Genomic DNA, 26,387 nt, shown 5'->3' with positions numbered 1-26,387 from the left:
AAATCCTCCTGCCCATGCAAAAAATAATTTATTCCAGGTATACTGTTTCCACTTCTTCCCCTTCCTCATACTTCTCGATGCTTTCCGGCACTATGGCATACACGTAGTCGCCGGGCCTCGGCGCTCCACCCATGAGGGGCACGGGAGTCGCCATGCCGCCCTCGATGTAAAGCTTATGGAACGCATTGGCGCCGGGGAAGCCGGGCAGGCCTCTCGTGAGCCTGGCCTTCTCCCTTCGCGGGTGAAGCGGAGGATAGTGCCCCAGCTTTCGGATGGCGGGGACCACGAATGTGAGCATGGTCGAGGCGCAGGCCTCGGTCAGCCCTGGCAGAAACACGATTGGAGTTCGCCTGTCGCCGCTTTCGACGTAGCCTATTCCCATCGGCCTTCCGGGCTTAAGCGCCACCCCGTGAACGAGCACTTTGCCCATCCTGGATACGACTTCCTCCATGCGGTCTCTCACGCCCACCGAGGTGCCCCCGGTCGTCACTATAAGGTCATAGCGGCTGCCCATCTTCAGCGCTTCTGCTATCATCGAGGGGTCGTCTCGCACGATGTCGTATAGCGCTGGCTTGCCGCCGTACCTCTTTATAAAGAGAAAGCACATGATGCCGTTGCTCTCGTTTACGGTGCCCGGGCCCGGCTCCTTGCCGCGCTCGACCAGCTCGTCGCCGGTGGGCACGATGAGGACGCGTGGCCTTTCGAACACTTCGACGCCGGTAAGCCCCAGCTTTGCCAGCAGAGCGATGTCCGTGGGCTTGAGCTGGACGCCCGCTGCGCAGGCGACGTCGCCTTTTCGCAGGATGCTGCCCCTTGCGAGGACGTTTTCCCCTGCCTTCACCTCATTATAGAAGAGCCTGCCTCCATCCGCCGGGTCCGTGTCTTCCATCCTGACTACGGCGTCGGCTCCTTCGGGCAGCGCCCCGCCCGTGTGCACCTGCACGTACGTGCCAGGGCCTACCTGGCCGCCAGCGGCAGGCCTCAGGACCCTTCCGCCCTGGCAGCCCGCCGTATCGCACGCCCTGACCGCGTACCCGTCCACCTGGCAGACGTCGTAGTGCGGGTTATCCCTCGGCGCTATTACATCCCTGGAGACCACCCTGCCGTCAGCGTATTCCAGGTCAACTTTCACGGTCCGCCCTATGGGGCTACATAAATTGAGGAGCGCCTGCAATGCGCTCTCAACGCTGGTAAGTTTAGCAAATTTGTTTATACCAGGCATAGGTGTTAATTACTTTTATTTAGCTATAAGCATTTTGATGAGTTATGTACAATAATAAACATTAACATTATACCAATGTTTAACAATAATTATAAATAGAATTTAGTTGCTTAATGCATTAATGGTGATATCTATGGCTAGATACTATTTTAGCACCAGGGATTTGCTGTTCATAGCGATACTAAGCTGCCTTGGAGGGGTGGCATCGACGTACGTCGGATACCTGGCAAGCACCTTTGGAGGCCTGACCGGCATACCTTTTGCGGGCCAGTTCCTCTCCGGGCTGCACATATTCTGGATTATGCTGATAATGGCGATCGTGGATAAGAAGGGCTCGGGAGCCCTGGCTGGCCTCCTGAAAGGCTTCGTGGAGTTCGTCTCGGGCAGCCACCTGGGGGCGGGCGTGCTCCTCGTCTCGCTGGCGGAGGGAATATTCGCCGAGCTCGGGTTCTGGCCGCTAAAAAGGCTCAACAAGACGATTGGGTTTATAGTCGCCGGCGCCCTGGGCTCCTGGGCGAACATACTCATAAACCAGTTGCTATATAACCGCTTTGGGGGCAACTATTATCTGCTCGGCACCGTAAGCGTTTTCTCCCTGCTATCGGGCGCCATATTCGCCGGCTACATGGGCCTGGGCATATACAGGCTTCTCGTCGATTCTGGCGCCCTCAAAAAGCCCGCAGAGCCTAAAAAGTCGGGCATTTTCAGCGTGCCTGGCATGGTGGCAATCGTCCTCATAGCTTTCCTGGCCGTGCTGGCCGGGGCGTACTGCGTGAGCCTGGCGCAGCCGTCAGGAGGCTCGACGGCACCTCCCGCTACGAACGGCACGGATATGCACGCTAAACTATACGTGGAATGCGCGACGGGCGATAATAACACGTACGACCTGGCAGACTACGCCTCCAGGTTTATCACGGTGTACGCCGCGAAGGAGACGAGGTCGGGCGTTGAGCCCGCCAGAAACTATACGGGGCTGCCCCTGAGCGCCATAGTGGAAATGCAGTGTGCCGGCGGCAACCCCGGGCATATTGACGTCATCGCAAGCGACGGGTACCAGCAGACGTTTTCGGCGTCAGAGGTTAACGATGGCATCATCCTCGTGCCGAATGGCAAAGGCCTGTGCGACGTCGTGGCAAAGGGCAGGCCTGGCTCAATGTGGGTGAGGGACGTCGTGAAAATAAAGCTTTACTAGGGCAGGATGCGCGTAAAATACCAGGAGGGGAACTCGGCGCTTCACCGCCTTGACCCGGTGGCGAAGCTCGTGGCCCTTTCGGCCTTCAGCGTTTGCATTTTTTTATTCGACAGCCTCGCCTTCGAGGCGTTGAGCCTGGCGGCCATCCTCCTGGCCGCCCATCTCATAAAGGCCGGGCCGGCCATATCCATCGTCCGATCCAGGTACGCCCTTACGCTCACAATCTGGCTCGTCGTCATCCAGGCCATATCCAGGGTTGACTGCCTCGTCGTCTCGATGGAGGGCAGGGCTTTCGGCTACAGGCCCCGCCGTACTTTCCTGCACATGAAAAAACCCACGTTTGCAGATATGTCCATTATTGCCACGTCTATAGCCATAACTGCGTTTCTTTTTCTCGACCGCTGGGCAGGATGGATCCCCCTGCCTCGCCTCCGCGTCTAGCTACCTGAAAAAGCTGTTTATGAACGTGTGGGACCCGTTTTTAAGCATCTCGTCAGCCCTGCCGCTGGCCGCCACCCTTCCTCTGTCCATGATGAATACCATGTCGCCGAGCTCTATGGCGTCGGCGAGGCTATGCGTGACTATGATGGCGGGCATGTGCCCGTCCCTGATGTGCTGCTTTATACAAGACCTCGTCCATGCCTGCGTCTCGGCGTCGAGGGCGCTGAGCGGCTCGTCCATCAGGAGAAGCGATGGCCTTGCGGCGAGGCACCTGGCCAGCGCCACTTTCTGCTTCTGGCCCCCCGAAAGCCTTGAGGCCTTAGCATCTCTCAGCCCCCACATTCCCAGCGCTTCCAGCTCGTGCTTAACCCTTTCCTCGACCTCGCCCGGCGGTGCCCCCCTCATGCGGGGGCCGAAGGCCACGTTATCGTACACGGACATGTGGGGGAACAGGGCATAATTCTGGAATACGTAGCCCACGTTACGGTCCTCGATCGGGACGTCTATCCCTGCTTCCGAGTCGAAAAACGTCTTCTCTTTAACCTTTATGACGCCCGCGTCAGGCCTGGCGATGCCGGCCACCATGTTCAGCACCGTCGTCTTGCCCGAGCCGTTATTGCCCATCAGCACCACCGTGCCATTGTCCGACTCGATGTCCACGTCAAGCGTGAAGTCCCGGAGCGCCCTCGTGACCCTAATCCTGAGCAATGATGAGCCCCCTCCTCGTCAGCATCTTCACCGCCACTATGACGATGAAAGAGATGGCCACGAGTATGATGGATAGTAATATGGAGGCGTCTATGTCGCCCTGCATGGCCGTGTAGATGGCCAGGGGCATCGTCTGGGTGCGCCCTTCGAAGTTGCCGGCGAACATGATGGTGGCCCCGAACTCGCCCAGGGCCCGTGCCCATGATAGTATTGCGCCGGATACGAGGCCGTTCATGGCGATGGGCACCGTTACGTACATGAAAGTCTTCAAGGGAGAGGCTCCCAGCGTCCGCGCGGCGTGCTCATACGCCCGGTCCACGTCCTCGAAGCTGGTGCGGGCCTGCCTTATGAAGAACGGCGAGGATACGAAGACCTGGGCCATTATCACGGCCATGGTGGTGAACGCCAGGTCGATGCCGAGGGCGTTCAAATGCTGCCCGAGCACGCCCCGCCTTCCGAAGGCCATCAGGAGCGCCAGTCCCGCCACCGCGGGCGGTATGACCACCGGCAGGTCTATCATGGTATCGATCGCATCCTTTGCCGGGTACTCGAAGCGGGCGTTGACGTATGCCACCGGGGTGCCCGTGATGACCACGATGAGAGTCGATACGGCAGAGGTCAGGAAGCTTAGCCTCAGGGCATCCACGACTAGCGGGGCGCTTAAATATCCTTGCAGGCCGCCCCACTCCATCTTTATGAATAGCGATGCCAGGGGCAGGACGATAAAGGCGACTACGAGCAAGAAGAATAAGATGGCTAAGGCCTGTATGCCTTTACCATCTTTTGTCCTCCGCATCCGCGCCATGCACCATTACACCGGGGTGAAGCCGTACTTTGCCAGGATGGCCTTGCCTTCATCTGACCTGACGAAATCTATGAACTTTTGGGCCTCTTCAGGGTGCTTTGACTCCTTCAGCACGCCTATCGGGTATACTGCCACCACGTTCAGGCTGTCCGGGATTGCGACCACCGACACCTTGTCCCTGTACTCCGCGGGGACGTCCGAGACGTATACGAAGCCCGCGTCTGCCTCGCCCAGCGCCACCTTGGCCACGACGTAGTTTACGGTAGTCTCCTGCGATATGACGTTCGCCATCACCTTGCTCCTGTAATCCGGCCCGTACGAGGAGTTGTTTGCCATCTTATCAAGTATTTGTAGAGTGTAGCTGCCCACTGGCACGTCCTTCGTCCCCATTACTATCTTCACTCCCGGGTTCGCCAAATCGTGCAGGCTGCCTATCTTTGCCGGGTTATCCTTTGGCACTATCACGGCGAGCTTGTTGTTGGCAAAGTTAGCCACAGTGGAGTTATTCATGTAGCCCTCGCCCTTGAGGGCGTTCATGTGCGACGCCGAGGCCGAGGCGAACACGTCCGCATAGGCGCCCTGCTCGACCTGGGTCCGCAGGCTCTGGGTGCCATCGAAATTATATATGATGTTGACGTTCGGGTGGCTTGCCTCGTAGGCGGCCTTCGTCTCATTGAAGGCGCCGCTCAGCGAGGCGGCCGCGAACACGGTCAGGTCGGCCTTCGGCGTGGCAGCCGGCGTCGCCGACGGGCCGCCACACCCCGCCACCAATACTGCCAGCATCAATGCCATAATAAAAATGCCGCTTACAAGCTTAACGTTCTTTTCCATAATATTCCTCCCATGAAGGTTAAATAAAGCAGTGGGTTATACATATATTTTACTAAACAACATATTTCAGTTTAATTTTATTTATATACACATCTTCACTGTTGTGCTTTTTTGGCGATCTTGACCCTGTATTCGTTCTTGCCCAGGCGCTCGGCCTCAAGGAGATATCCGCTCCCCATCGCTTCAACCTCGATCCACGGAGGGACATGGCCACAAATGATGACAAGCGTGACAAAGTCGCCCCTACGGATGAACTTCTGCAGGACCTGCTTGCTGCTAACATCCGCCCCATTTCCCTGTAACTCCTTAATGTTAATATAAAAATTGCCCGGGGTCTTTTCCTCGGGGACAGGCATGGCCGCCGGCGGGGCTTGCATCCTGATCAGAGCCCGCTCCTTTTCCTCCTGTTTCCAGACGTCCTCGAGAAAATCAGCAGGCTCGCCGGCGACCTCCCAGACGCCACACCCGGCCTTTTCCAGCTCAAAGTATGGGACGCCGCTCACCGCTCTCGCCACGAAGATCGTGCACCCATCCATGAACCGGATTATTTCAGCCATCTTCAGGCGCAGCTCATGCATTCCTTTCACCCCGCCCATTGATAGCCCCATTTCCCTGTCAATTTTCCATGACCCCTGTGCCCGGCGAAAAACGGTGACCCTTCCTGGCTCGTCCAGCGAGGCGCTTAAGCCATCCGCCCCCAGGAATACTGCGATTTCCTTGGCCATCACCCCTCCTCCTTTATTAGCAGCTCTTCTTTTTTCGACTGCCGATACGTCGCAAGCTTCTTTTCAAGCAGCGCGTTAGTGAAGCGATCCAGGAATGCAAGCGAGCCGGCGTAGCCTACGGATAATATCCGCTGGCCGCCCATCCGGTCATGAATGGGGAACCCGACCCGCACGACGGGGATGCCGAGGCGCTCTGTCAGGAGCTTACCCCCGGAGTGGCCGACTGCCACGTTGGCGCTCATTTTAGCGGCAGCCTCGAGGATGGAGGCGAAATCGGCCTCTTCGAGGAGCGTGGGCGGCTCATCCGCTTCAGCCAGCAATAGCTTGAGCCTGGCGATGAGCCGGCCGTTCCGCGTCCCGGTGGCAATTACCACGGGAACGGCCCCATTTTCCGCGCACATGCTGGCGAAGGCGTAAACCAGCTCGGGCTCGCCATAAACGACCGGCCGGCCTTCGGCATTATGCTTATGGGAGTCGGCCATGGCGTCGAGAAGCCACCCTCTCTCCAGGGCAAGGGCTTCAGGCATAGGCCGTCCACCGAGCATTTTTAGGGCTTCCAGGAAACGGTCAGTGTTCTCCAGGCCGATGGGCAGCGGCAGGCTTATCAGGGGCACGCCATACTCCTGCTGCAGGAACAGCCCAGGAGATAGCTCATCCGGGCATGTCAGGCCGAACTGGATGGTGGCCCTGGCCCCCGTCATGCGGGAAATATCAGGCGTGCGCGTCCCGCCGGGCGGGACCTTATGATACCGCTCCTCATATGGGCGGTCCAGCGTCATCGAGTAGTCGGGCATCAAGGTATATTCGATCCCCATTAGCCCGAGGATGCGCTTTATCTCCCGGATGTCTGCGGTGCTTACGTGAGGTATGATCACGTTTATGCCCGCATGCTTTTCTGCAGGCCTGGCATAATATGCGATCATCTCCTTCGTGGCCGCCCAAAATCCTTCTGTATGGCTTCCCCCATAGCTTGGCGTGGACACCGGTATAATATCTATATCCTTTATATTGCGGTCTTTCACGTAGGCCTCGACTATCCGCTCCACGTCCTCTCCTATGGTTTCCGCGAGGCAGGTTGTCAGGACGCCTATGACCTTCGGCCGGTAGACCCGTATGACGTTGTCCAGCGCCTTTCGCAGGCTCGCCTCGCCGCCATAGATGGTCTGCTTCTCGTTCAGGGCTGACGAGGCAATGTCCAGGGGCTCGTTGTAATGCTCCACGTTCGTGAGGCGCATGTACGTGCTGCAGCCCTGTGAGCCGTGGACGAGCGGCATGGCGTTTTCGACTCCCTTGACGGCGACGACGCCGCCGAGCGGCATGCACATCTGGCACTGGTTCTCGTTGACCTGCTTTACCCGGCTCATGGCTTCACACCTTTCTTGACGTGCTTCCAGACCGGAGAGCAGGCCGTACGGTAAATTTCCCGGGCAAAATTGACTGCCCCGTCGAACCCGGCCAGGCACTCTTTGCGGTCATGGTTGTGGTCCACGAAGCCGACGCCCAGCTTATAGGCCAGGAATCGCTCCTTGACGCCGCCTACCATGACGTCGACTTTCTTTTCCCGCAGGAACATTTCAATTTCGGCAGGGTTAGCGTCGTCGATTATGACCGCCCCATCGCTCAGCATGCCATCAAGCTTTTCGTATTCTTCCTTTTTGCCCGTCTGCGTCCCTGTGAGGACGACTTCCATCCCGAGCTCTTTCATCTGGCGGATGATGGCTGATGCCTTGAATGCCCCGCCCACGTAGATTGCGGCACGCTTGCCGGCAAGCTTTTCCCGATACTTCCTGAGGGATGGCCCTATTCGCGCCATCTCCCGCCCGATGAGCGCTTCGGCCCTATTCTTAGCATCCTCGCCGTAAAATTCCGCTATCTTCCGCAGCGACTCCGCCGTGTTATCGGCTCCGAAAAAGTTCACGTCTATGTACGGGATGCCGAACGCCTCTTCCATCCTCCTCGCCACATAGTGCATTGAGCCCGTGCATTGCACAAGGTTCAGGCATGCCCGGGGCGCTTGCTTTAGCCTGGCCACCGTCGAGTCGCCAGTAAAGGCCACGTTGACCTCGACGCCTATATCCCTCATGTATCTTTCGACCACCCATTTTTCGCCGCCCAGGTTGTACTCTCCCAGAAAGTTGACCTTACGGGTGGGCTTAACGGCCTCCTCTCCGGGTTGAATGAGCTTCAGGAGGGCGTCGGCGGCTGCCCGATATCCGATGATCTTGTTACCGGACCTAAATCCTGTCGACTCGACGGGTATGACGTCGATGCCATGCCTCTGCGAGGCTTCCCTGCAGACAGAGCCTATGTCGTCGCCTATAACCCCGATGACGCACGTCGAATATACGAATATCGCCGGCGGCCTGTGCATGGCCACTATCTCGTCAATACAGGCGGCAAGCTTCCGCTCTCCCCCGAAGATGACGTCGCGCTCGCCCAGGTCAGTGGAGAAGCTGTTACGATACATTTCAGGGCCGCTCGACAGGCTTCCCCGGATGTCCCAGGTGTACGCGGCACAGCCGATGGGCCCGTGTACGAGGTGTGCCGCGTCTGTCACCGGGTTAAGGACAACCCTGGCCCCACAATAAACGCAAGCCCTCTGGCTTACGGCCCCGGCAATGCTATCGCTGGTGCAGCTTATATGGCCTTTGCTTTTCCCCTTGGTCACGATTGAGCTCTGCCGCTCGTCGATCAAGGCTTCCTGTACTGGCTGCGAGCAATACGCGTCCATATTTACGTCACAGGATAAGCTCATAGTCTTCGTCCTTGCAGTCGCGGTCCCGCCGCTCCAGGAGAGCGTTACTGATCTGCTCGATCAGGCGCAAGCACCCCCTGTAGCCTACGACGGGCATAAGGTAGTGTACGGCCCTGTCGAATATCGGGAACCCGAACCTGACCAGGGGTACGTCCTCCGCCCGGGCGATGTACTTACAGTGGGTGTTGCCGATCAGAAGGTCGACGGGGTTATCCTTAACCCACTTGTGAAGCTCGAACAGGTCGCCCTCGGCTTTAGCCACGCCGTCCTTGATGCCCGCCTCGTCAAGCATTTGCTGGATTTCCGACTCGAATCGCTGCCCAGGCGTCCCTGTCATGACGTACGCCGGGACCATGCCCATGGTCAGCAGGAACTCGGTCAGCGGTATCACGAGGTCAGGATCGCCGACCACGGCGACCTTCTTGCCCTGGTAGTGGAAATGCGTGTCGATCAGCGTATCGACCACCTGCCCCCTTTCAATCGTGAGCGAGCGGGGCACGGGCACGCCAAATCCGTCCTTTAGCGCCATGATGAACTCATCGGTCGCCTTAAGGCCTATCGGGATTTTCAGCGGCACGCATGGGACCCCGCATTTTTCCTGTAGCAGGGCCCCGGCCGCCTCGGATGACCAGGCGCCGAGGGCTAGCGTTAGCTTAGAGTTGCCCGAGTCGCGGATCTCCGCCACGGTCGCCCCGCCCTCCGGGTACATCTCGTACCTACCGGTTAGCGGCGCGTCGACCACGTTGGATGTGTCCGGGAACACGGTCATCTCGACGCCAAGCTCACGGACCAGGCGCTTGATTTCCCTCATGTCGCCGGGGTTGACGAAGCCTGGCAGGATATTCACCCGCTCCTTCTTTGCCCTGCCGTCCGACTCGGCTAGATAAGATACCATAGCCTTGCACATGTTCGAGAAGCCGGTGACGTGGGACCCTACATAGCTGGGGGTGTTAGCATGAATTACGATCTTCCCCTCCGGGACCTCCGACTGCTTTATTATAGTCGGAACATCGTCCCCTATCGTCTCACTCAGGCAGGTCGTATGCACCGCCATTATCTCCGGGTTATATATCTTGAACACGTTTTTTATCGAGGCCTTCAGGTTCGCCGCGCCTCCGAAGACCGAGGCGCCCTCGGTGAAGGAGCTCGAGGAGGCCATTATCGGGTCACGGAAGTGGCGAGTCAGGGCCATCCGATGGTATGCACAGCAGCCCTGTGAGCCGTGGCTGTGAGGCAGACAGCCATGTATGCCGAGCGCGGCGTACATGGCCCCTAAAGGCTGGCACGCTTTCGCCGGGTTGATCTTACCTGCGGTGTGCTCCACTTTTCTCGTTGGGATACATTCAAGCATCTTATCACTCCTTTTGTGCTTCCCATGGTGCGGTGACCAGTCTCCAGGCGGGCGTCGTCACAGCGTTCGCAACCTCCCTGGCGAATATCATTGCCCCGTTAAAGCCGGCATACGGCCCGGTATAGTCATATGAATGAAGCTGTCTCGAGGGGACTCCCATCTTATGGGAAATATACTTGTCTCGCACCCCTGTGAAGACGATATCCGGCTTTAGCATCCTGACTATCTCCTCAAACTCATGATGGTTGACGTCGTCGATGATGAGCTGGCCGTCCTCCATGCTCTTGATCATCCCCTCGTAATATCCGAGAGGTATCCTCTTACGAAGCTCATCGTATTTCTCTTTGGGCATGTTCAGGTAAACGTGCCCTTCCTGGTAAAACTCGTCGTCAGGCTCGAAGTGGAGGTCCGGGATGTTCTTTGAGTCAGCGTCCGCCTTAATCGTCGGGAGAACCTCGCGGCCTTCGTAGTCATCGCGGTGGGCGAACTCGTACCCTGCGACGACCGTTTCCATGCCCAGGTCTCGGAGCAGGTACTGGTAATGGTGGCTTCTCGACCCTCCGACGAAAACGAATGCGGTCTTGCCCTGGCAGATCTTGCGGTAGTGCTCGATCACTGGCATGACCCTGGCAGTTTCCCGCGCAATGACCTCCTCGGTACGCTGAATGAGCGATTCGTCGCCGAAGCACTGCGCCACCTCGCGCAGGGACCTGGCGCATGCGCTTACGCCTATGAAGTTGACCTTCAGCCATGGCATGCCATACCTGGCCTCCATCATCCCGGCGATGTAGTTTATGGAACGGTGGCACTGTACCAGGTTAAGGTCGGCCAGGTGTAGGTTCCTTATGTTGAGAATGCTGCCATCCCCGGGCAATATGCAGTTAATGGTATAGCCACATTCTTTTAGAATGCGCTCTATCTCCCATCCGTCACCGCCAATGTTATACTCGCCAAGTATGTTGATGACGTATTTGCCGGATTTCCTCACGGTGCCTTTGCCGACAGCGTTCACCATTAAGCCATTGTTGGCAATGTGGTGGCCCGCCGACTGGCTTACGCCCTTATATCCCTCGCAGTTGAAGGCCAGCACCTGGATCCCGTGGCGTTCCTGGGCAGCCCTGGCCACGGCGTTGATGTCGTCTCCTATGAGGCCGACCGGGCAGGTAGCGCAGATCGATATGGCCCGTGGGTGGAATATCTCGACTACTTCGTCGATCATTTTGGCCAGCTTTTTTTCCCCGCCAAACACGATGTCGCTTTCCTGCATGTCCGTCGTAAAGCAGAGCGGTAAGTATACGTTTTCCGGAGGAGTCGTTTCATCTGCCCTTGCCTTATTGCGGCGCGTTCCCCAGGAGTAGTATGCGCAGCCGACCGGGCCGTGAACGATGTGTATCATGTCCTTGATAGGCCCGATTACGACGCCTTTACACCCGGCGAAGCAGCAGCCACGCTGCGATATTATGCCGGGTATCGTCCTGGTGTTGGCCTCGATCTGCTGGCAGGCTTCAGCCGAATTTTTAATGAGCAGATGCTTCTTCCTGTTTTTCTTGACGTTATCGGGATAAGTTACGAGCACTTCCTCCAGCCTTTCATCGGTAATCGCCATCTTTTACCCTCACCTCACCAGATTGCCGCGTCGCCCGACTCGCCGGTTCGCACGCGCACGGCGTCAAGCATGGGCAGTACGAATATCTTGCCATCGCCCACCTTACAATCTGTCCTGTTCGCCTGCATTATGGCCTCCACGATCCTGGGCACGTCTTCGTCATGCGCCAGTATGGTGAATAAGCGCCTTGGAAAAAGGCGTGTCCCATCCAGGAAATCGGTGACGAGCTTTTCAGTCGCCCCGGATTCGGTGACGTCGTCAAAGCTCATGGACATGAGCTGGGCTTTGCGCTTAGCGATGACCTCGGGGTCGGTGACCAGCCTGCCCCTGCCGAGCACCTTGACCGCGGTGAAACCGGCAACGCCCGCATTGATTAACGCCTTTTTAGTGGCGCCAGCCTTATTCATCCGTACTATCGCCATTATCTCCTTCATCGCAGCACTCTCTTTTACAAGCCTTTGGTACCGCTCGAGATGGTATAGGCCTCTTCGACGGGGCTTATGAAGATCTTACCATCGCCAAACGCGCCTTTTTCGCCGGTTTTTGCCGTACGCATGATCACGTCGACCACCCTGTCCCTATCCTTATCCTCGACTACCATTAAGATGAGGGCCTTGGGGATCTCGTCATAGACCATGCTGCCTACCTTGATGCCCTTCTGCTTGCCACGGCCCACGACGTCCACCACGGTGGCCGCATGGAACCCAGCCTTCGACAGCTCAGCAAGTACCGCATCTTTCTTCTCCGGCCTTATTATCGACCTGATCAGTAACACTGCTTACACTCCCATGTTATTCTAGTATGCCGTGCTTCATCATCAGCTCTTCAAGTCGCTCCTGCCTCATGGGCCTGGGTATGACGAACATCTCGTTCTCGTCGATGGCCCTGGCCAGCTTCCTGTACTCGTTGGCCTGGCTGGCTGTGGGATCGAAATCGATGACGGTCTTCTTGTTGATCTCGGCCCGCTGCACGATGCTGTCACGAGGGATGAAATGGATGAGCTGGGACCCGATCTCCTCGGCGAATGCCTTCAACAGCGCCAGCTCGTTATCCACTTTACGGCTGTTACAGATGATGCCACCTAGCCTTACCCCGCCGGTCTCCGCATACTTTCTTATGCCCTTGCAAATGTTGTTCGCGGCGTACAGCGCCATGAGCTCACCTGAGGCCACGATGTAGATTTCCCGGGCTTTTCCTTCCCGGATGGGCATGGCGAACCCGCCGCAGACCACGTCGCCTAATACGTCATAAAAGACGTAGTCCAGATCGTCTGTATAGGCTCCAAGCTGCTCCAGGAGGTTGATGGACGTGATGATCCCCCTGCCAGCGCAGCCCACGCCTGGTTCTGGTCCGCCGGATTCTACGCACTTCGTCCCGCAGAACCCCGTCTTAAGCACTGCGTCGAGGTCAACGTCGTCGCCTTCGTCCCTCAGGGTATCCAGTACCGTTTTTTGGTGTAGCCCGTGGAGCAGTAGCCTGGTGGAGTCTGCCTTGGGGTCGCATCCTACCACCATGACCTTTTTTCCTGCTTCGGCCAACGCTGCCACCGTGTTCTGGGTTGTAGTGGATTTTCCTATACCGCCTTTTCCATATATTGCTACCTGTCTCATTCGATCACCAGGTTATTTGGCGGAAGTATACTTCCCACTAATTGTATAAATAGTTTATGGTTATAAAAGTTTATTTATCATGTCATACTGCCCTAAAATTCACAACCGACGTCATGGTATCTTTCGTGGCATCCGGCGGTGCAGGGGGCATCGACCACGTCGGGTACAGCCTCAACGGCATGAACTGGACCACTGGCAATTTCTTCAATATAACTGGCGAAGGATGGAACCGAGTTGACTACAGGGCGGTGGACAAGCCCGGCATTAGGGTTTTGTCCATTCAACTCGTGTTATTCCCTAAGATCAAAAAATTAAGGTTTAAAAAAAGAGGGCAAATAGCATGCTCTATTCACGATGATTTACTCAAGAGGTCTGGGTAAAACAGCGGCACCCCATAATCCTTCACCCCATACTCGCCTATCTTCTGCTGGACCGGCTGGCTGGCAAGGTAGTCTACCAGTTTTTTCGCCAGGTCATACTTAACGTAAGGGTGCTGCGTCTGGTTCACGGCGATGACGTCATACTTGTTAAGCATGTCAGTGCTGTTGTCAGCCAGGATGACCAGTGAAAGGTCCTTCTGGAACTTCAGGTATGTGCCCTTGTCGCTCAGCGCGTAGCCCTGAAGCTGGTCGGCCATCCTGAGGGTATCGGCCATGCCCGCCCCTGTAGACTTATACCAGGCATAAGTCTTGTTATCGGGCTGCTTGATGCCCGTCTTATTCCATAGGTCCTTCTCCTTGGATGCGGTGCCCGAGTTGTCTCCCCTCGATACGAACGTGGCGTTTGCCGCATAGATCTTCTTGAACGCCTCGGTCGCATTTAGGCCCTTAATGCCAGCGGGGTCGCTCGCGGGTCCCACTATCACGAAGTAGTTGTGCGCTATCTGGGTGCGGTTCCAGCCGTGGCCCGCCGCCATGAAGGCGTCCTCCGCGGCGGGGCTGTGGACGATGAGCACGTCTACGTCGCCCGTCTCGCCCAGCTTCAAGGCTTCGCCAGACCCCTTTGCTATGACCTGCACTTTTACGTTATTCTCCTTCTCGAACTCTGGCAGCAGGTAGGCGAGCAGCCCCGTGTCCTGCACGCTCGTCGTGGTCGCGAGCCTCAGCGTCTGCACCTCGGGCGCCACCGTCGGCGACACGGATGGGCTCGTGCTCGTACACCCGGAAAGCGGCACGAGCAAAACGACAACTAATATCGATATCATCAACACTTTCATACAATTATTATTTACCATAATAACCTCCCGAATAAAGATGATATGCTTAATAAATAAACGTAACGTAATCGATATGGGTTGCTAAGCCGGCCTGGTATACCCTGGTGTCCTTAATTTTGATTGGAGGACGCCTGGCATGGAAGCACGAAAGAGAAATTAAAATGCTAAAACTTTATTCGCTAAGGCTCTAAATACTCCAGGGCATTACAAACGCTCAAAGACGCCTCTAACGTCAACGTACTAAGGCGCGAAGGCTCTAACACTAAAGGCATGAAAACTTTTTATATAGGAGCGGACTCGCCGCGATTTGAACGCGGGTCGCCGGGTCTCTTCCTGGAAGTCCGAAGCCCGGTAGGATATCCTGGCTACCCCACGAGTCCAAAGCCATGCATAAAACGCGTACAACCATATATAAGCTTTCTCCGGCATAATAGCTACGGTTTAGCTCGCGCCCAAAGCCATCCTTAAATAACCAAAAAGGCTAATATAAAAATCATGAAAGGCCACAGCGGGTTAAAAAAGGGAAGCATCGCGCTGGCGATGCTCGCAGCAGTATCGCTCGTTATTTTATCAGGATGCACTGGCCTGATGGGTGGCAAGAGCCAGCCTTCTTATGAAGGCGTAGTGCCCACCTCACCATACGATAGCTCTAAGTCTTCATTCGCGGCGCCCGTTGCTACTGCCCAGCCGGGCAACGTTTATACTAATTTGAGCGACCGCAAGGTCATAATGACTGCGTCGGTCCAGCTCGAGGCCACGGAGCACGACAAGGCCGTCAACAGCATTAGGGGCATAGCGGCGGGGGCGGGAGGCTACGTCGAGTCATCGAGCACCTGGCTCACGGCACAGGACAAGAAGCAGACGACCATTACCATCAAAGTGCCGGCAGCCCGGTACGAGCACTGCCTCTCGCAGATAAAGGCCCTGGGCAAGGTCAAGTCGGAAAGCAGTTCGGGGCAGGACGTCACAAGGCAGTACATAGACCTGAGCGCCCGCCTCAAGAACCTCCAGGCCGAGGAGAAGCAGCTCAGCGATATCATGGGCATGTCGAAGAACGTGACGGAGGTGCTCATGGTCGAGAAGGAGCTTTACCGTGTCCGTGGCGAGATAGAGTCGACGCAGGCACAGCTAAACTATCTGGGGAGCCAGGTCGACTTCTCGACGATTACGGTAACTGTAATGGAGCCGCAGCCGGTTGTTGAGTATGATTGGGGCCTGGACACGGCGTTCAAGGAGGGCGTAAGGGCGTTCATTGGCATGATAGGGGCTCTGATAGTAGTGACGGGCTACATAATACCCCTGCTCCTCTACTTCATCATAGCCGCTGCCATCGTATACCTCATAGCAAGGGCTGTCTGGGGCTTCTATAGGAAGAAAAAAGAGGGTAAATAAAATAGGGGAGATAAAAAATATAAATTTACATTTCCTCGGGCGCCGCGATGCCTAGCAGGTCCAGCGAGTTGGCAAGCGTGACACGGGCCGCGTCCACCAGCGCCAGCCTGGCCTCCCTAAGCTCAGGCTCGGCGCCCAGCACCGGGACGTATCGGTAAAACTGGTTAAACGTTTCGGCAAGCTCCCTGGCATAGCCCGCCACCAGGTGGGGCTTGAGGTCGCGGGCGGCGATCTCTACTACGTAGGGAAGCATAGCCATCTTTTTTATCAGCGCCACTTCCTCTTTTTCTTTTAGCACCGCTGTATCAAATCTGCCCGGCTTCGCCTTCTCCAGGATGCTACACGTCCTGGCGTGGGCATACTGGATGAATGGGGCGCCCTGCTTCTCGAAGTCCAGGGCCTGCTCCCACTTAAAGGTAATCGACTTCTCAGGGGCCACCCTGACGATGTCATATCGGACTGCGCCTATCCCCACAAGGTTTGCAATCTCTCTTTTCCTGTCCTCCGGGAGGTCCTTGCGGCGCTTGTCCACCTCGACGTACGCCCTCGCTACAGCCTCGTCGAGCAAATCGTCGAGGTTCACGACCACACCCTTACGAGTTGACATGCGGCCCTCGGGCAATGAGACGAACGAGTAGAACACTATACGAGGAAGCTTCTTCTCCCCGAGCATCCTCAGCGTGGCCTCAAGGCGCTGCATGGCGAGCTTCTGGTCCTCCCCCAGCACGTTCACCGCCTCATCACAATTGGCGAGCTTCCAGATGTGGTAGGCGATATCCCTCGTCGTATAAAGAGAAGTCCCATCTGCACGGGTCAGGACGAACTCCTTGTCCATGCCAAAGGAAGACAGGTTTAACACGAGCGCCCCATCCTTGCGCTCTGCATAGGGCGTCTTTGCCAGCGCCTCCAATATCCTGTTAACCGATCCATCCTTGACGAACTCGGACTCCCACACGAAGAGGTCGTAGAAAACGTTCATCCTGGACAGGGTCATCTTCTGGCCCTCAAGGCACTTATCCACCGCCCGCCTGAACTTTTCAGTGATGGCCGGATCGAGGCGCTCATACCTGCTCAGGATGTCGGATACCTCCCTTTCCACGGCCTCGTCCGCCTTCCTGCGCTCGGTCGCGGCACGGTATACCTCAACGACCTCGTGGTCGGGCTTGTCCACCTCTGGCGCAGGCAGCTTTTCGAGGTCAAGGTGGTCGTATCCCCAGACGATGGTCGCCTCCTGCTTGCCCATGTCGTCCACGTAGTACTGCACCTGCACGTCGTATCCGGCGCAGCGCATCACCCTGGCGAGCGTGTCCCCTATTACGGGATTCCTGCCCCTGCCGACGTGCAGGGGCCCGGTCGGGTTGGCAGACGTGTGCTCAAGTATCACCTTAACGCCTTTAGGCGGCAGCAGGACGGCGGTCCTGCCCTTCTTCAATATCTCTTCTAGCGAGTCCTTGAGATACCTCTCGCCCGCATAAAAATTGATGTACGGGCCAGCGGCCACGGCTTTTTCAATGTACACGCCCTTGCCCATGTTCTCCACAATTTTCCTGGCTATCTCGGCAGGGTTTTTCTTCAGCTCCTTGCCCATCCTGAAGGGCAGAGAAGAGCTAACGTCGGCGTATTGGGACTCGCCAAGCCACATGTCGCCCGCGGAGAAGCCAGCCTTCCTGACCGCCTCCTCCATGAGCAGCCTGGATTCTTCAAGAAGCTTCAAGTACACTGTCCCCTCACACCCCCGTCCTATACCTCAAAATCGCGGCAATGCCTCCGAAAGCGTTGAGAAGCTGCTCTCCCTCCTCGAACTCGGTGGATATGAACTCGACCTCGGTGTTCATCTGCTCCGCTATCACCGAAAGCTCGTCCACCACGTCGACCTGCTCCGAAATGCTCAGCGCGGACTGGCACTTCGGGCACTTACCGAACTCCAGCGTGGCCTTCTCGCCCGCCCGATGCTTAACCGTGGTTGTAGACGTATAGTCGCAGTTCTGGCACTTCAACGTGATCCGGCTCCTTCGCAGGTCCTCGGACAGCAGCAGGACCTCAACAGCCCCCATGTTGAGGTTCTGGCGCACCGAGTCCTCCCCGTAGGCGGCAAGCCCTCTATCGCTCACCAATTCCTTCATGAAGCGCTCCATCAGCTTCTTCTCCTTGACCACCTCCAGGGCGGACAGGGTCTCCGCCGCCGCATCCATGAGCTCTTCAAGGCCCGACTCATCCGTATATGCCACATCAAAAAGCCCCAATATCTTTTGCTGCAGCTCATGGTGGAGGTACTCGCCCTTGACGAACTCCTCCTTCGTGGGGGTGGGGCCGCCTATCAATATTCCCTGAAAGTCATTCCTGTCAATATTCAAAAAAATATCGTTTGCAGCCTCTGCTATCCTATTGTTGAAGTCGTTTATGGCGATGAGCCGTAGCTGCTGGAAACGGTGGGACGACTGGCCGCCCTTCCTCTGCTTCCCGGGGACCGTGCTTGTGAGGTGCCTCATCGGGGTGACCCTCTTGCCCTTGAGCAATCCTATCGTGGCCTCCCTGCGGTCTAGCACTATGAGCCCGAACGTCTTGCGGTCTATGAGCATTTCTTCCAGCTTCTCGGTCTCGAAGTTGCTGCCGCACCTGTATGAGAACGAGGTGATTGGCTGGGGCGGCACTATGGTGATCGTCTCCATTGACGTGCGGTCGCCGCCTATGCTTATCGCCCCGCAGAAGATTGCCATGCCGTTCTCCGGCGGCTCCTTGTAGTACTTCAGGCGGGACATGATGGACTCCAGGGCGCTCTGCACGTTGGTCCTGGTTGACTTTGACTTGATGTTCGCCGCCGACCCGTGCTCGTCCCTTAGATAGGCTACCACGTCCGATATCCTCTTATCATGCGGAATGTATAGCGATATGAGCTCGGTTCCCTGTCCCTGCTTGCTTTTCAGCTCTTCTAGCTGCCTTTTGAACTCGTACTTGTGCCTTGCTTCTTCGGTCATGTGAGATTTATCCCTTGAAATTTTTAAAATATTGCTATGTTCGATGCCTTCGCCTTCCTTTGGCAGGCTATCATATGAAAATCATGGCTGTTTGCTAATCGTATGCGTACCCGCCGGGGCAGGCTATGCCTGATAAAACGCGCCTCTGGCCGCCCTTATAATTATGGTATACGCTCACGCTCAACCAGATGGCAAGGACGAATATATAAATGTTCCGCATTTTTACCACAGAGGGCACGAAGAAAATATTCACCACAGAGGTTCACAGAGGGCACAGAGGCTTTTTATTTACTCAAGGGGGCTTCGCCCCCTGAGAGACCCCCTCTACCTATTATAAATGAGATTCTTTTTTATTATGGGTCTTCCATTTATTATACCAAATTCCATTTATTATACCAAATAATTGTATCCTGCGTTCTCGGGTTTTAGGCACATAAAAATTGATATTATGTCCCTCCTACGCCGAATTTTTCTTTTTATACAAAAATACTACGTGCCTAATTAGGCACATATTCATGTTCATGGGTGTTCGGTTAAGGTGGTTTAGGGCGTGTTAGGCGTTTAATTCTCTAGAATACTATAATAATATATATTATATAATTTTGATTGGATTGTTGTATGAGCGATTCTTGTGAGATTGTTGATTCTTGTGTATCGTGCCTGACCGGGTTGTTTCCCGAGGATTTTCTCCGGGAGACGGCTGTTGAGACTGGTTTTGTTGCTCGAATTCGACATCAGTCGAAAAGCGTAACAGGAAGATCGATCCGGTGATCATGTTCTGGGTCGTAGTACTGGGTTTCGGGGCCAGTTTTATGAGGAGTATACGTGGCTTGAAAAGGGGGGGTATGAGACCGTGAGCGGCGTGAATATTTGAGCATTAGCAGTTTTTGCGCCAGGTTCACCCCGGAGATGGAAGGGTTCCTTCACCGGTGCGTTCTTTATGCTTTCGAACAGCAGGCAAAAGAACCCTGCCTCAAACTTGGTGACAAGTTGAAGGGGTTCAAGGACCTGTTCATCCAGGATAGCACGATCATACGATTGCACGCTTCCCTCGCGGACTTGTGGCCTGCCGCTCGCAGTAGAAGGGTGGCCGCCGGCCTGAAGCCTAGTTTTATCGTTAGCGTGGTGGCGGACGGCGTGAAAACGGTGAGGCTCTATCCGGAGAGGAGTGCCGAAGTGAAGACCCTCCGACTCGGACCGTGGCTAAAGGACCGGGTCCTCTTAACTCGGGTTTTTCGATTACAATTAGCTTCGATAGGATAGAGCGTTACGGCGGATACTTCGTGAGCCGTTTGAAGGGAAGCGCCAATCCGGTCATCGTGAAAGCGAGCCAGGCGTGTAGGGGCAACGCGGTCGACGTCCTGGGCAAAAAGCTCGGAGAAGTGCTCCCGTTGTTGAAACGGCAACTCCTAGCGTGGAGGTCGAAGTAACGGTGAGAAGGCGTAGGTACAAGGGCAAAACCACGAGGACGAAGAGGAGTTTCCGACTGGTCCTGGTTCTAGATGAAGAAACTAAAAAGTATCACTCGTACCTGACTAACATTCCCATAGGCGTGCTAGACGGGGAGGACATCGCAAGCCTTTACAGTGCAAGGATGGGAGATCGAACCGGTATTTAAAGAACTCGGAGACGTGTACCAGTTAGACCAGATACAAAGCAAGAACCCGGATGTGATTAAATGCCTCATATGGGTGAGCATCCTCACTTTCATATGCAGCCGCCAACTACTACGATTGGCAAGAAAGAAAATACAACCCGGAAAAAGCCCACCTCCTCACACATCTACAATGGGCAAAAGCCTTAGCAGCGAACGCATACGGAATACTAAAAGCCGTCCTCAACAGCATGAACCTGGAAATGGACCTGATAACATACACCAGCACACTGATAAGCCAAGGACAAACCCCAAACATCAACAGAAACAGACTAATGCAACCATGGATAACTTAACCGAACACACATGAACATGATATTCATCAAAAATGGATGCATGTCATTATCGTGTCGAAATTAGTCGATATTGACCTGAATAGTATAAATTAAAATACGTTATGTGCCTAAAATCCCAGAAGTTAGGCTTTATACACTCAAGGGTGCTTCGCCCTCTGAGAGGACCCCAACAATTTTTTAGATGATTTTTTTATCCTGTGGGGCCATGGGGCCGGGAAGTCCCCATCCTTCAGGGTGGGGATGAACCGGCCCCTTGCGTCTGCTACGAGCAAAGATATAAGGTCACACATTATATATAATGCGTATGCTACGAGTGCAGAAGAACCGGGTGAGAGGATTGACCAAGAAGGAGTTCTCCATACTCCGGTCGCTCTGTCACTATAGCAAGAACCTGTATAACGTCACGTTGTACACGGTACGGCAATACTATTTCCTGAACGGTACATTCCTCAAGTACGAGTCCGCATACCACTACGTCAAGGACAACGAGAACTACAATATGCTTTTGACGGCGAGCGGCCAGCAAACCATGAAGGTCGTGGACAGGACTATGAAGAGCTTCTTCGGAATACTCCGCCAGAGGAAAGAAGGAAACTACAACCGTCCGGCGAGCCTTCCACACTACCTCGACAAAGACGGACTGTTCGTCGTGCTATTCCCCGAAACTGGATTCAGGATTAGGAACGGAAAGGTGTACATCGGTCTTTCCAAGAAGTTCAGGGAAGAGAACCACGTAGACCAACGGGACATAGTGCTGGACGTGCCGAAGAACATTCGAGGTAAGCACGTCAAGGAAGTGAGGCTGATACCGAAGTACGGCGGCCTATACTACGACCTAGAATACGTGTACAACGACCGACAGGAAAACATCGCCCTCGATAAGTCAAAATACCTTAGCATCGACCTCGGTCTCGATAACTTCGCTACTCTTGTGGATTCCACCGGGTCTGCCGTCATCATTGACGGTAAGGGTTTGAAATCAATCAACCAGTGGTACAACAAGGAGAACGCTAGACTACAATCGATAAAGGATAAGCAAAAGATTAAGGGCATAACCAAAAGACAGTCGAGGCTCCTGTACAGGCGGAACAACAAGATTAAAGAAGGACTGAATCAAGCGGTCAATATCGTGGTGAAACGGTGTCTCGATAACGGGATAGGCAACGTCGTGGTCGGAGAACTCCGTGACATCAAGCAGAAAATCAACCACGGGCACGTCAACAACCAGAAGTTCGTGCAGATACCATATGGCACCTTCAAGCTGAAACTAAAGAGCAAGTGCGAGCAGTATGGCATAGAGTACCATGAGGTTGATGAAGCATATACGTCGAGGACTGACGCTCTAGCCTTCGACGAGATAAAACTACAACCGTACGGCGAGTCCCGAAGAATAGAGAGAGGACTATACCGGAGCATAACCGGCAACGTCATCAACGCCGATGTTAACGGTGCACTGAACATATTGAGAAAAGTATCCGGCGACTCCCCCGTAAGGGGGATAGTTGGTAGAGGTCTCGTCAACAGACCACGGAGAGTAAGGCTATACAGCAGACCTCCCCCTAATCAAATTGCCAATGCTACGGCAGCGGCAAGCCCCGTCCTTTAGGACGGGGTAGTTGACATTATTAAAACGCTTGATTTGTTATAGATTAGGGGTCTCCGAGGGGGTGTAAGTCTCCCCCTTCAGGAAATAAAAAGCCTCTGTGCCCTCTGTGTACCTCTGTGGTTTAAATTAACCTTCCCCTCCCTCTGTGGTAAAACTAGCCTCTATGCCCTTTGTGGTAAAAACCAAATAGGACATTATGGGTATGGTAAATTAAAGTCTCCCCCTTCAGGAAATAAACAGCCTCTGTGCCCTCTGTGTACCTCTGTGGTTTAAATTCACCTTCCCCTCCCTCTGTGGTAAAACTAGCCTCTATGCCCTTTGTGGTAAAAACCAAATAGGACATTATGGGTATGGTAAATTAAAGTCTCCCCCTTCAGGAAATAAACAGCCTCTGTGCCCTCTGTGTACCTCTGTGGTTTAAATTCACCTTCCCCTCCCTCTGTGGTAAAACTAGCCTCTATGCCCTTTGTGGTAAAAACCAAATAGGACATTATGGGTATGGTAAATTAAAGTCTCCCCCTTCAGGAAATAAACAGCCTCTGTGCCCTCTGTGTACCTCTGTGGTTTAAATTCACCTTCCCCTCCCTCTGTGGTAAAACTAGCCTCTATGCCCTTTGTGGTAAAAACCAAATAGGACATTATGGGTATGGTAAATTAAAGTCTCCCCCTTCAGGAAATAAACAGCCTCTGTGCCCTCTGTGTACCTCTGTGGTTTAAATTCACCTTCCCCTCCCTCTGTGGTAAAACTAGCCTCTATGCCCTTTGTGGTAAAAACCAAATAGGACATTATGGGTATGGTAAATTAAAGTCTCCCCCTTCAGGAAATAAACAGCCTCTGTGCCCTCTGTGTACCTCTGTGGTTTAAATTCACCTTCCCCTCCCTCTGTGGTAAAACTAGCCTCTATGCCCTTTGTGGTAAAAACCAAATAGGACATTATGGGATTACTATGGTAAATTAAAAAAAGAAGTGGACGGGTAGTCCACTTTACTTGATGACGTACTTGCCGATAAGGCGGATAGAGTTGTACCTGTCCGGGCCAATCGGGGAGCCGACGACAATCTGGGTGACGCCCAGCGCGGTCAGGCCATCGATCTTGGCGTTGATGTCGTCGGGCGTGCCATAGATGGAGAAGGCCTCGATCATGGCGTCGTCGACCGTGCCGAACGCGGTCTTGAAGTCGCCCTTGTTAAGGGCCGCCTTAATCGTGCCAACCTTTGCTGCATCCAGGCCATGCCTCTGCAGGATGGGCGGCGGGGAGCCGGCGGCGATGAAAGCGACCACTGGCTTAACTGCGCCCTTCGCCTTCTTGGCGTCCTGGTCGATCGAGATGGACACGCATGCCGCGACGTCGAACTTCTTATCGCCAGCGGCCTTCTTGATGATGGGCACGGCGATCTGGAAGTCCTTCGGGTTGGAAGCGTTGATCAGCGAGCCGTCGCCGATCTTGCCGGCGGTCTCGATCATCTTCTCGCCCTGTGCGCCTATGTAGACCGGAATCGACTTCTGCTTTGGCTTATAGGCCAGCGCAGCTCCATCGAACTTGAATATCTTGTTGTTCGGGGTGCTGACAGGCTGTCCCGACCAGAACTGGCGCATGATGCCGACGGCCTCGATGAGCCTCGCGATCGGCGTCTCAACGTTAATGCCGATCTTGGGCAGCGTGCTCAGGTCGCCGGGGCCGATGCCGCAGGTTGCCCTGCCATCCGATATCTCGTCAAGCGTGGCAATAGCGGTAGCCGTGTCGGCCGGGCTGTGGGTGAACGTGTTGGTGATACCCGTGCCCAGCCTTATCCTCGTCGTCTTGTCCGCTATTAAGGCGAGCATCTCGAAGACGTGCCTGTTGTTGTAGTGGTCTGTAATCCACAGGTAGTTTACTCCGTTGTCTTCAGCAAACTTACAATAGTTGATTAAATCCTTGGGTGGATAGTTCGGAACGAACTCCATACCGAAAGTTGGCATAAATCATACCTCACTTAGGTCTTTTTAAACCTTAACTATATTGTAATGAAACTACTTGCTTAAAAGTATATCGGTTTTTTAGCCCTATATTTTTAGCGTTTTTTATGGGTATGAAATTTTTTTTTATTTTTATTATGTATTTTTTGATATTTTTATTGCTTATTTAGGGGCTTGGAGTGCTTTAAGCTCCTCCATTATCTTCACGGCAGAGCTTGTGCCTATGCGGGTAGCCCCCGCGTCGAGGAGCCTTTTCGCATCTTCATAGGTGCGGATGCCGCCGGAGGCCTTTATCATTATGCCCGGGACTTCTTTTTTGATAAGCCTTACGTCCTCGACCGTGGCCCCCATCGAGCCGTAGCCCGTCGACGTTTTCACGTACGGCGCCCCGGCGTCCCTCGCCAGCCTGGCGGCCTCGACCTTCTCGGCGTCCGTCAGGTAGCACGTCTCAATGATTACCTTCACAGTCGCCCCCTTCGAGGCCGCGATGATCTCCTCTAGTTCCATGCGGACATAGTCCGTGCGCCCGGACTTGAAATACCCTATGTTCATGACGACGTCGATCTCTTCCGCCCCTGCATGGACGGCTTCCCGTGCCTCGAATGCCTTGGCATGGTAGATCTCCGAGCCTAGCGGGAACCCCACGACGCAGCAGGCCTTAACGTTGCTGCCCCGGAGCCTATCCCTGGCCAGCCCGACCCAGCATGACGCGACGCAGGCCGATGCGAACCCATACAGCTTCGCCTCCTCGCACAGCCGCAGGATATCCTTTTCGGTTGCGTCCGGCCTCAAAAGCGTGTGGTCTATGTGGCGGGCGAACTCTCTAGCGTTCATCAATTAACTAAAAGCATTCTGAAGATAAAAGGCTATTTTTAATTATACGCGTTAGGGTCGAAGCCCGGGTCTATCTCAATAGTTCGCGAGATACACCTGGCCGCCTCCTCGCTATCGCCCAGGATGCTTGAGAACAGGCCCTTGTGGTACCACGCTGCGGCGAATTTTGGGTTTATGTCGATCGCCTTATCGAAGCACTGGATTGCGCCCTCATAGTCTTCCATGCGGCCGAGAAGGACGCCGCGCATGAACCATGCGGCATGGCTCTTAGGCTCGGCCTCCGTCACGCGGGTATAGCTATCCAGGGCTTCCTTTATCTTTCCCATGGCTTCCAGGATGCAGCCCCGATAGAACCACGCGTCCGCATGGCCCGGCTGGATCTCGACAACCTTGTCGAGCATGCGCATGGCATCCTCATAGCATTTTTTCTTAATCAGGATCATGCCTTTGCCGTACCACGCGTTGGCGATTCCGCAGTTTAAGGCGATCGAGCGGTCGAAGCACTTCAATGCTTCCTCATCCTCTCCTGCCAGGGCAAGCGCCTCGCCTTTTCCCAGCCAGGCGGCGGCATTCTCAGGGTCTATGGCCAGGGCCTTCCCGAAGGACTTTACTGCGTCATCCAGCATGCCAAGGCTGGACTGGTAGAAGCCCATGTAGGACCAGAGGTTGGCGTCCATCGGCGTGGCCTCGAGCGCCTTTTCCATGCACGATAGCGCCTCCGCGCTCTCGCCGATCCTGGCGAGCGCCCTGGCACAGCTATGCCACACGTGTGCGGACCCGGGGTCGTATTTCAAGGACATGAGGCATGCCTGTGCCTCGTCCTCGAACATGCCCAGCTCCCTGAACAGCATGCTTTTGTTGTACCAGAACTTTGGGTTCTCAGGCTCTAGCTTGATGGCGTGCTCGAAGCACTCGAACGCCTTGTCATACCTCTTTAGCTGTAGCAGTACCAGGCCTTTACAGTTATAGGCTTCCGCGCACGCAGGGTCCAGCCTTATCGCCTCGTCGAACGACGCGATTGAGTCTATCATCCTGCCCATGTTAGCCATCTCCAGCCCATTTTTGAGGGCTTCGGCGGCCTTGCCCCTCATATCCTCTGCATCGCAGGGCACGCTCTCACCGATACGAAATAAGATGCTCAATGCCTAAAGACTTTCTTCATCAAAAATCATAAGAGTTATATGCTTGAGTGGCCATTATTCAAAAGGTGT

At 54.9% G+C, this 26,387-nt stretch carries 25 protein-coding genes, 1 tRNA gene and 1 pseudogene; 6 read left to right on the top strand and 21 right to left on the bottom strand.

Features of this window, described 5'->3' with window-relative positions:
* Nucleotides 1–28 precede the first annotated feature (28 nt).
* Entirely contained in the window at nucleotides 29–1,222 is a 1,194-nt protein-coding gene (locus MTC_RS00795) for a molybdopterin molybdotransferase MoeA (protein WP_014404765.1), read from the bottom strand.
* A gap of 121 nt (nucleotides 1,223–1,343) precedes the next feature.
* Between MTC_RS00795 and MTC_RS00790 the strand changes: the two genes are divergently transcribed.
* The gene (locus MTC_RS00790; RefSeq protein WP_014404764.1) at nucleotides 1,344–2,414 is read left to right on the top strand and encodes an ECF transporter S component; all 1,071 of its coding nucleotides are present in this window, start codon (nucleotides 1,344–1,346) and stop codon (nucleotides 2,412–2,414) included.
* A gap of 6 nt (nucleotides 2,415–2,420) precedes the next feature.
* A complete protein-coding gene (locus tag MTC_RS00785) occupies nucleotides 2,421–2,855 on the top strand; it encodes a hypothetical protein (protein ID WP_014404763.1) in 435 nt (144 codons plus the stop codon).
* On the opposite strand, the gene MTC_RS00780 is transcribed toward MTC_RS00785, so the two are convergent.
* From MTC_RS00780 to nifH, 11 genes are all read right to left on the bottom strand, one after another.
* Complete coding sequence (locus MTC_RS00780) at nucleotides 2,856–3,563, bottom strand: ABC transporter ATP-binding protein (RefSeq protein ID WP_014404762.1); 708 nt, start codon at nucleotides 3,561–3,563, stop codon at nucleotides 2,856–2,858. It abuts the gene before it with no gap.
* Nucleotides 3,550–4,359 (bottom strand): ABC transporter permease, encoded by an 810-nt coding sequence (locus MTC_RS00775; protein ID WP_014404761.1) that lies wholly within the window; start codon nucleotides 4,357–4,359, stop codon nucleotides 3,550–3,552. Before MTC_RS00775 ends, MTC_RS00780 begins: the two co-directional genes overlap by 14 nt.
* Nucleotides 4,360–4,374: 15 nt before the next feature.
* The gene (gene modA / locus MTC_RS00770; protein WP_014404760.1) at nucleotides 4,375–5,199 is read right to left on the bottom strand and encodes a molybdate ABC transporter substrate-binding protein; all 825 of its coding nucleotides are present in this window, start codon (nucleotides 5,197–5,199) and stop codon (nucleotides 4,375–4,377) included.
* Between the two features lie 95 nt (nucleotides 5,200–5,294).
* On the bottom strand, nucleotides 5,295–5,924 hold the full coding sequence (locus MTC_RS00765; RefSeq protein WP_014404759.1) for a Fe-only nitrogenase accessory AnfO family protein: 630 nt from the start codon (nucleotides 5,922–5,924) through the stop codon (nucleotides 5,295–5,297).
* The gene (locus MTC_RS00760) at nucleotides 5,924–7,288 is read right to left on the bottom strand and encodes a nitrogenase component 1 (protein WP_014404758.1); all 1,365 of its coding nucleotides are present in this window, start codon (nucleotides 7,286–7,288) and stop codon (nucleotides 5,924–5,926) included. The genes MTC_RS00765 and MTC_RS00760 overlap by 1 nt, the downstream gene beginning before the upstream one ends.
* A complete protein-coding gene (nifE, locus tag MTC_RS00755; RefSeq protein WP_014404757.1) occupies nucleotides 7,285–8,655 on the bottom strand; it encodes a nitrogenase iron-molybdenum cofactor biosynthesis protein NifE in 1,371 nt (456 codons plus the stop codon). Before nifE ends, MTC_RS00760 begins: the two co-directional genes overlap by 4 nt.
* Before the next feature lie 7 nt (nucleotides 8,656–8,662).
* Nucleotides 8,663–10,030: a nitrogenase molybdenum-iron protein subunit beta gene (gene nifK, locus MTC_RS00750; protein ID WP_014404756.1), complete on the bottom strand. Its 1,368-nt coding sequence runs from the start codon at nucleotides 10,028–10,030 to the stop codon at nucleotides 8,663–8,665.
* A 4-nt stretch (nucleotides 10,031–10,034) separates the two neighbouring features.
* Nucleotides 10,035–11,636, bottom strand: coding sequence for a nitrogenase molybdenum-iron protein alpha chain (gene nifD / locus MTC_RS00745; RefSeq protein ID WP_014404755.1), 1,602 nt, complete (start codon nucleotides 11,634–11,636; stop codon nucleotides 10,035–10,037).
* 14 nt (nucleotides 11,637–11,650) lie between these two features.
* A complete protein-coding gene (locus tag MTC_RS00740; protein ID WP_014404754.1) occupies nucleotides 11,651–12,070 on the bottom strand; it encodes a P-II family nitrogen regulator in 420 nt (139 codons plus the stop codon).
* A 14-nt stretch (nucleotides 12,071–12,084) separates the two neighbouring features.
* On the bottom strand, nucleotides 12,085–12,411 hold the full coding sequence (locus tag MTC_RS00735) for a P-II family nitrogen regulator (protein ID WP_014404753.1): 327 nt from the start codon (nucleotides 12,409–12,411) through the stop codon (nucleotides 12,085–12,087).
* 16 nt (nucleotides 12,412–12,427) lie between these two features.
* Nucleotides 12,428–13,246 (bottom strand): nitrogenase iron protein, encoded by an 819-nt coding sequence (gene nifH, locus MTC_RS00730; RefSeq protein WP_014404752.1) that lies wholly within the window; start codon nucleotides 13,244–13,246, stop codon nucleotides 12,428–12,430.
* Nucleotides 13,247–13,371: 125 nt separating this feature from the next.
* Between nifH and MTC_RS12960 the strand changes: the two genes are divergently transcribed.
* Nucleotides 13,372–13,626: a hypothetical protein gene (locus tag MTC_RS12960; protein WP_143767017.1), complete on the top strand. Its 255-nt coding sequence runs from the start codon at nucleotides 13,372–13,374 to the stop codon at nucleotides 13,624–13,626.
* Here the strand turns inward: MTC_RS12960 and MTC_RS00725 are convergent.
* Together MTC_RS00725 and MTC_RS00720 are read right to left on the bottom strand one after the other, a co-directional pair.
* On the bottom strand, nucleotides 13,596–14,450 hold the full coding sequence (locus MTC_RS00725) for a substrate-binding domain-containing protein (protein ID WP_237705931.1): 855 nt from the start codon (nucleotides 14,448–14,450) through the stop codon (nucleotides 13,596–13,598). The two genes, MTC_RS12960 and MTC_RS00725, sit on opposite strands and share 31 nt — an antisense overlap.
* Nucleotides 14,451–14,754: 304 nt before the next feature.
* A tRNA-Arg gene (locus MTC_RS00720) sits at nucleotides 14,755–14,842 on the bottom strand.
* Between the two features lie 115 nt (nucleotides 14,843–14,957).
* On the opposite strand from MTC_RS00720, the gene MTC_RS00715 reads away from it, so the two are divergent.
* Complete coding sequence (locus tag MTC_RS00715) at nucleotides 14,958–15,854, top strand: DUF4349 domain-containing protein (protein WP_014404750.1); 897 nt, start codon at nucleotides 14,958–14,960, stop codon at nucleotides 15,852–15,854.
* 25 nt (nucleotides 15,855–15,879) lie between these two features.
* Here MTC_RS00715 and argS read toward each other — a convergent pair whose 3' ends face one another.
* The 3 genes from argS to MTC_RS13700 all read right to left on the bottom strand — a co-directional run bounded on the left by argS (nucleotide 15,880) and on the right by MTC_RS13700 (nucleotide 19,049).
* Nucleotides 15,880–17,574, bottom strand: a complete 1,695-nt coding sequence (gene argS, locus MTC_RS00710; RefSeq protein ID WP_014404749.1) for an arginine--tRNA ligase — start codon at nucleotides 17,572–17,574, stop codon at nucleotides 15,880–15,882.
* A 7-nt stretch (nucleotides 17,575–17,581) separates the two neighbouring features.
* Nucleotides 17,582–18,829, bottom strand: coding sequence for a peptide chain release factor aRF-1 (prf1, locus tag MTC_RS00705; protein WP_014404748.1), 1,248 nt, complete (start codon nucleotides 18,827–18,829; stop codon nucleotides 17,582–17,584).
* A gap of 94 nt (nucleotides 18,830–18,923) precedes the next feature.
* Nucleotides 18,924–19,049, bottom strand: coding sequence for a hypothetical protein (locus MTC_RS13700; protein ID WP_272941611.1), 126 nt, complete (start codon nucleotides 19,047–19,049; stop codon nucleotides 18,924–18,926).
* A gap of 398 nt (nucleotides 19,050–19,447) precedes the next feature.
* Here MTC_RS13700 and MTC_RS12755 point away from each other — a divergent pair.
* A pseudogene (locus MTC_RS12755) lies at nucleotides 19,448–20,779 on the top strand (IS4 family transposase).
* Nucleotides 20,780–20,916: 137 nt separating this feature from the next.
* Here the strand turns inward: MTC_RS12755 and MTC_RS13695 are convergent.
* Complete coding sequence (locus tag MTC_RS13695) at nucleotides 20,917–21,051, bottom strand: hypothetical protein (RefSeq protein ID WP_272941610.1); 135 nt, start codon at nucleotides 21,049–21,051, stop codon at nucleotides 20,917–20,919.
* 32 nt (nucleotides 21,052–21,083) lie between these two features.
* Between MTC_RS13695 and MTC_RS00695 the strand changes: the two genes are divergently transcribed.
* Complete coding sequence (locus MTC_RS00695; RefSeq protein ID WP_014404747.1) at nucleotides 21,084–22,385, top strand: RNA-guided endonuclease InsQ/TnpB family protein; 1,302 nt, start codon at nucleotides 21,084–21,086, stop codon at nucleotides 22,383–22,385.
* Nucleotides 22,386–23,370: 985 nt separating this feature from the next.
* On the opposite strand, the gene MTC_RS00675 is transcribed toward MTC_RS00695, so the two are convergent.
* The 3 genes from MTC_RS00675 to MTC_RS00665 form a co-directional block, all read right to left on the bottom strand.
* Nucleotides 23,371–24,345, bottom strand: a complete 975-nt coding sequence (locus MTC_RS00675; protein WP_014404746.1) for a 5,10-methylenetetrahydromethanopterin reductase — start codon at nucleotides 24,343–24,345, stop codon at nucleotides 23,371–23,373.
* Nucleotides 24,346–24,504: 159 nt separating this feature from the next.
* Nucleotides 24,505–25,176, bottom strand: coding sequence for a deoxyribose-phosphate aldolase (gene deoC / locus MTC_RS00670; RefSeq protein ID WP_014404745.1), 672 nt, complete (start codon nucleotides 25,174–25,176; stop codon nucleotides 24,505–24,507).
* Between the two features lie 38 nt (nucleotides 25,177–25,214).
* A complete protein-coding gene (locus tag MTC_RS00665; protein ID WP_014404744.1) occupies nucleotides 25,215–26,318 on the bottom strand; it encodes a tetratricopeptide repeat protein in 1,104 nt (367 codons plus the stop codon).
* Nucleotides 26,319–26,387 lie beyond the last annotated feature (69 nt).

The organism is Methanocella conradii HZ254 (assembly GCF_000251105.1).
Lineage (GTDB): Archaea > Halobacteriota > Methanocellia > Methanocellales > Methanocellaceae > Methanocella > Methanocella conradii.
The sequence above is the reverse complement of the archived record's forward strand: the minus strand, read 5'-3'. Positions and strand labels throughout refer to the sequence as shown.

What these genes read in the sequence shown, in the direction of transcription:
- MTC_RS00795 (WP_014404765.1), bottom strand. Translation starts at nt 1,222, where the DNA reads ATGCCTGGTATAAACAAATTTGCTAAACTTACCAGCGTTGAGAGCGCA.
- MTC_RS00790 (WP_014404764.1), top strand. Translation starts at nt 1,344, where the DNA reads ATGGTGATATCTATGGCTAGATACTATTTTAGCACCAGGGATTTGCTG.
- MTC_RS00785 (WP_014404763.1), top strand. Translation starts at nt 2,421, where the DNA reads ATGCGCGTAAAATACCAGGAGGGGAACTCGGCGCTTCACCGCCTTGAC.
- MTC_RS00775 (WP_014404761.1), bottom strand. Translation starts at nt 4,359, where the DNA reads ATGCGGAGGACAAAAGATGGTAAAGGCATACAGGCCTTAGCCATCTTA.
- modA (WP_014404760.1), bottom strand. Translation starts at nt 5,199, where the DNA reads ATGGAAAAGAACGTTAAGCTTGTAAGCGGCATTTTTATTATGGCATTG.
- MTC_RS00765 (WP_014404759.1), bottom strand. Translation starts at nt 5,924, where the DNA reads ATGGCCAAGGAAATCGCAGTATTCCTGGGGGCGGATGGCTTAAGCGCC.
- MTC_RS00760 (WP_014404758.1), bottom strand. Translation starts at nt 7,288, where the DNA reads ATGAGCCGGGTAAAGCAGGTCAACGAGAACCAGTGCCAGATGTGCATG.
- nifE (WP_014404757.1), bottom strand. Translation starts at nt 8,655, where the DNA reads ATGGACGCGTATTGCTCGCAGCCAGTACAGGAAGCCTTGATCGACGAG.
- nifK (WP_014404756.1), bottom strand. Translation starts at nt 10,030, where the DNA reads ATGCTTGAATGTATCCCAACGAGAAAAGTGGAGCACACCGCAGGTAAG.
- nifD (WP_014404755.1), bottom strand. Translation starts at nt 11,636, where the DNA reads ATGGCGATTACCGATGAAAGGCTGGAGGAAGTGCTCGTAACTTATCCC.
- MTC_RS00740 (WP_014404754.1), bottom strand. Translation starts at nt 12,070, where the DNA reads ATGAAGGAGATAATGGCGATAGTACGGATGAATAAGGCTGGCGCCACT.
- nifH (WP_014404752.1), bottom strand. Translation starts at nt 13,246, where the DNA reads ATGAGACAGGTAGCAATATATGGAAAAGGCGGTATAGGAAAATCCACT.
- MTC_RS00725 (WP_237705931.1), bottom strand. Translation starts at nt 14,450, where the DNA reads ATGATATCGATATTAGTTGTCGTTTTGCTCGTGCCGCTTTCCGGGTGT.
- MTC_RS00715 (WP_014404750.1), top strand. Translation starts at nt 14,958, where the DNA reads ATGAAAGGCCACAGCGGGTTAAAAAAGGGAAGCATCGCGCTGGCGATG.
- prf1 (WP_014404748.1), bottom strand. Translation starts at nt 18,829, where the DNA reads ATGACCGAAGAAGCAAGGCACAAGTACGAGTTCAAAAGGCAGCTAGAA.
- MTC_RS13700 (WP_272941611.1), bottom strand. Translation starts at nt 19,049, where the DNA reads ATGCGGAACATTTATATATTCGTCCTTGCCATCTGGTTGAGCGTGAGC.
- MTC_RS00695 (WP_014404747.1), top strand. Translation starts at nt 21,084, where the DNA reads ATGCTACGAGTGCAGAAGAACCGGGTGAGAGGATTGACCAAGAAGGAG.
- MTC_RS00675 (WP_014404746.1), bottom strand. Translation starts at nt 24,345, where the DNA reads ATGCCAACTTTCGGTATGGAGTTCGTTCCGAACTATCCACCCAAGGAT.
- deoC (WP_014404745.1), bottom strand. Translation starts at nt 25,176, where the DNA reads ATGAACGCTAGAGAGTTCGCCCGCCACATAGACCACACGCTTTTGAGG.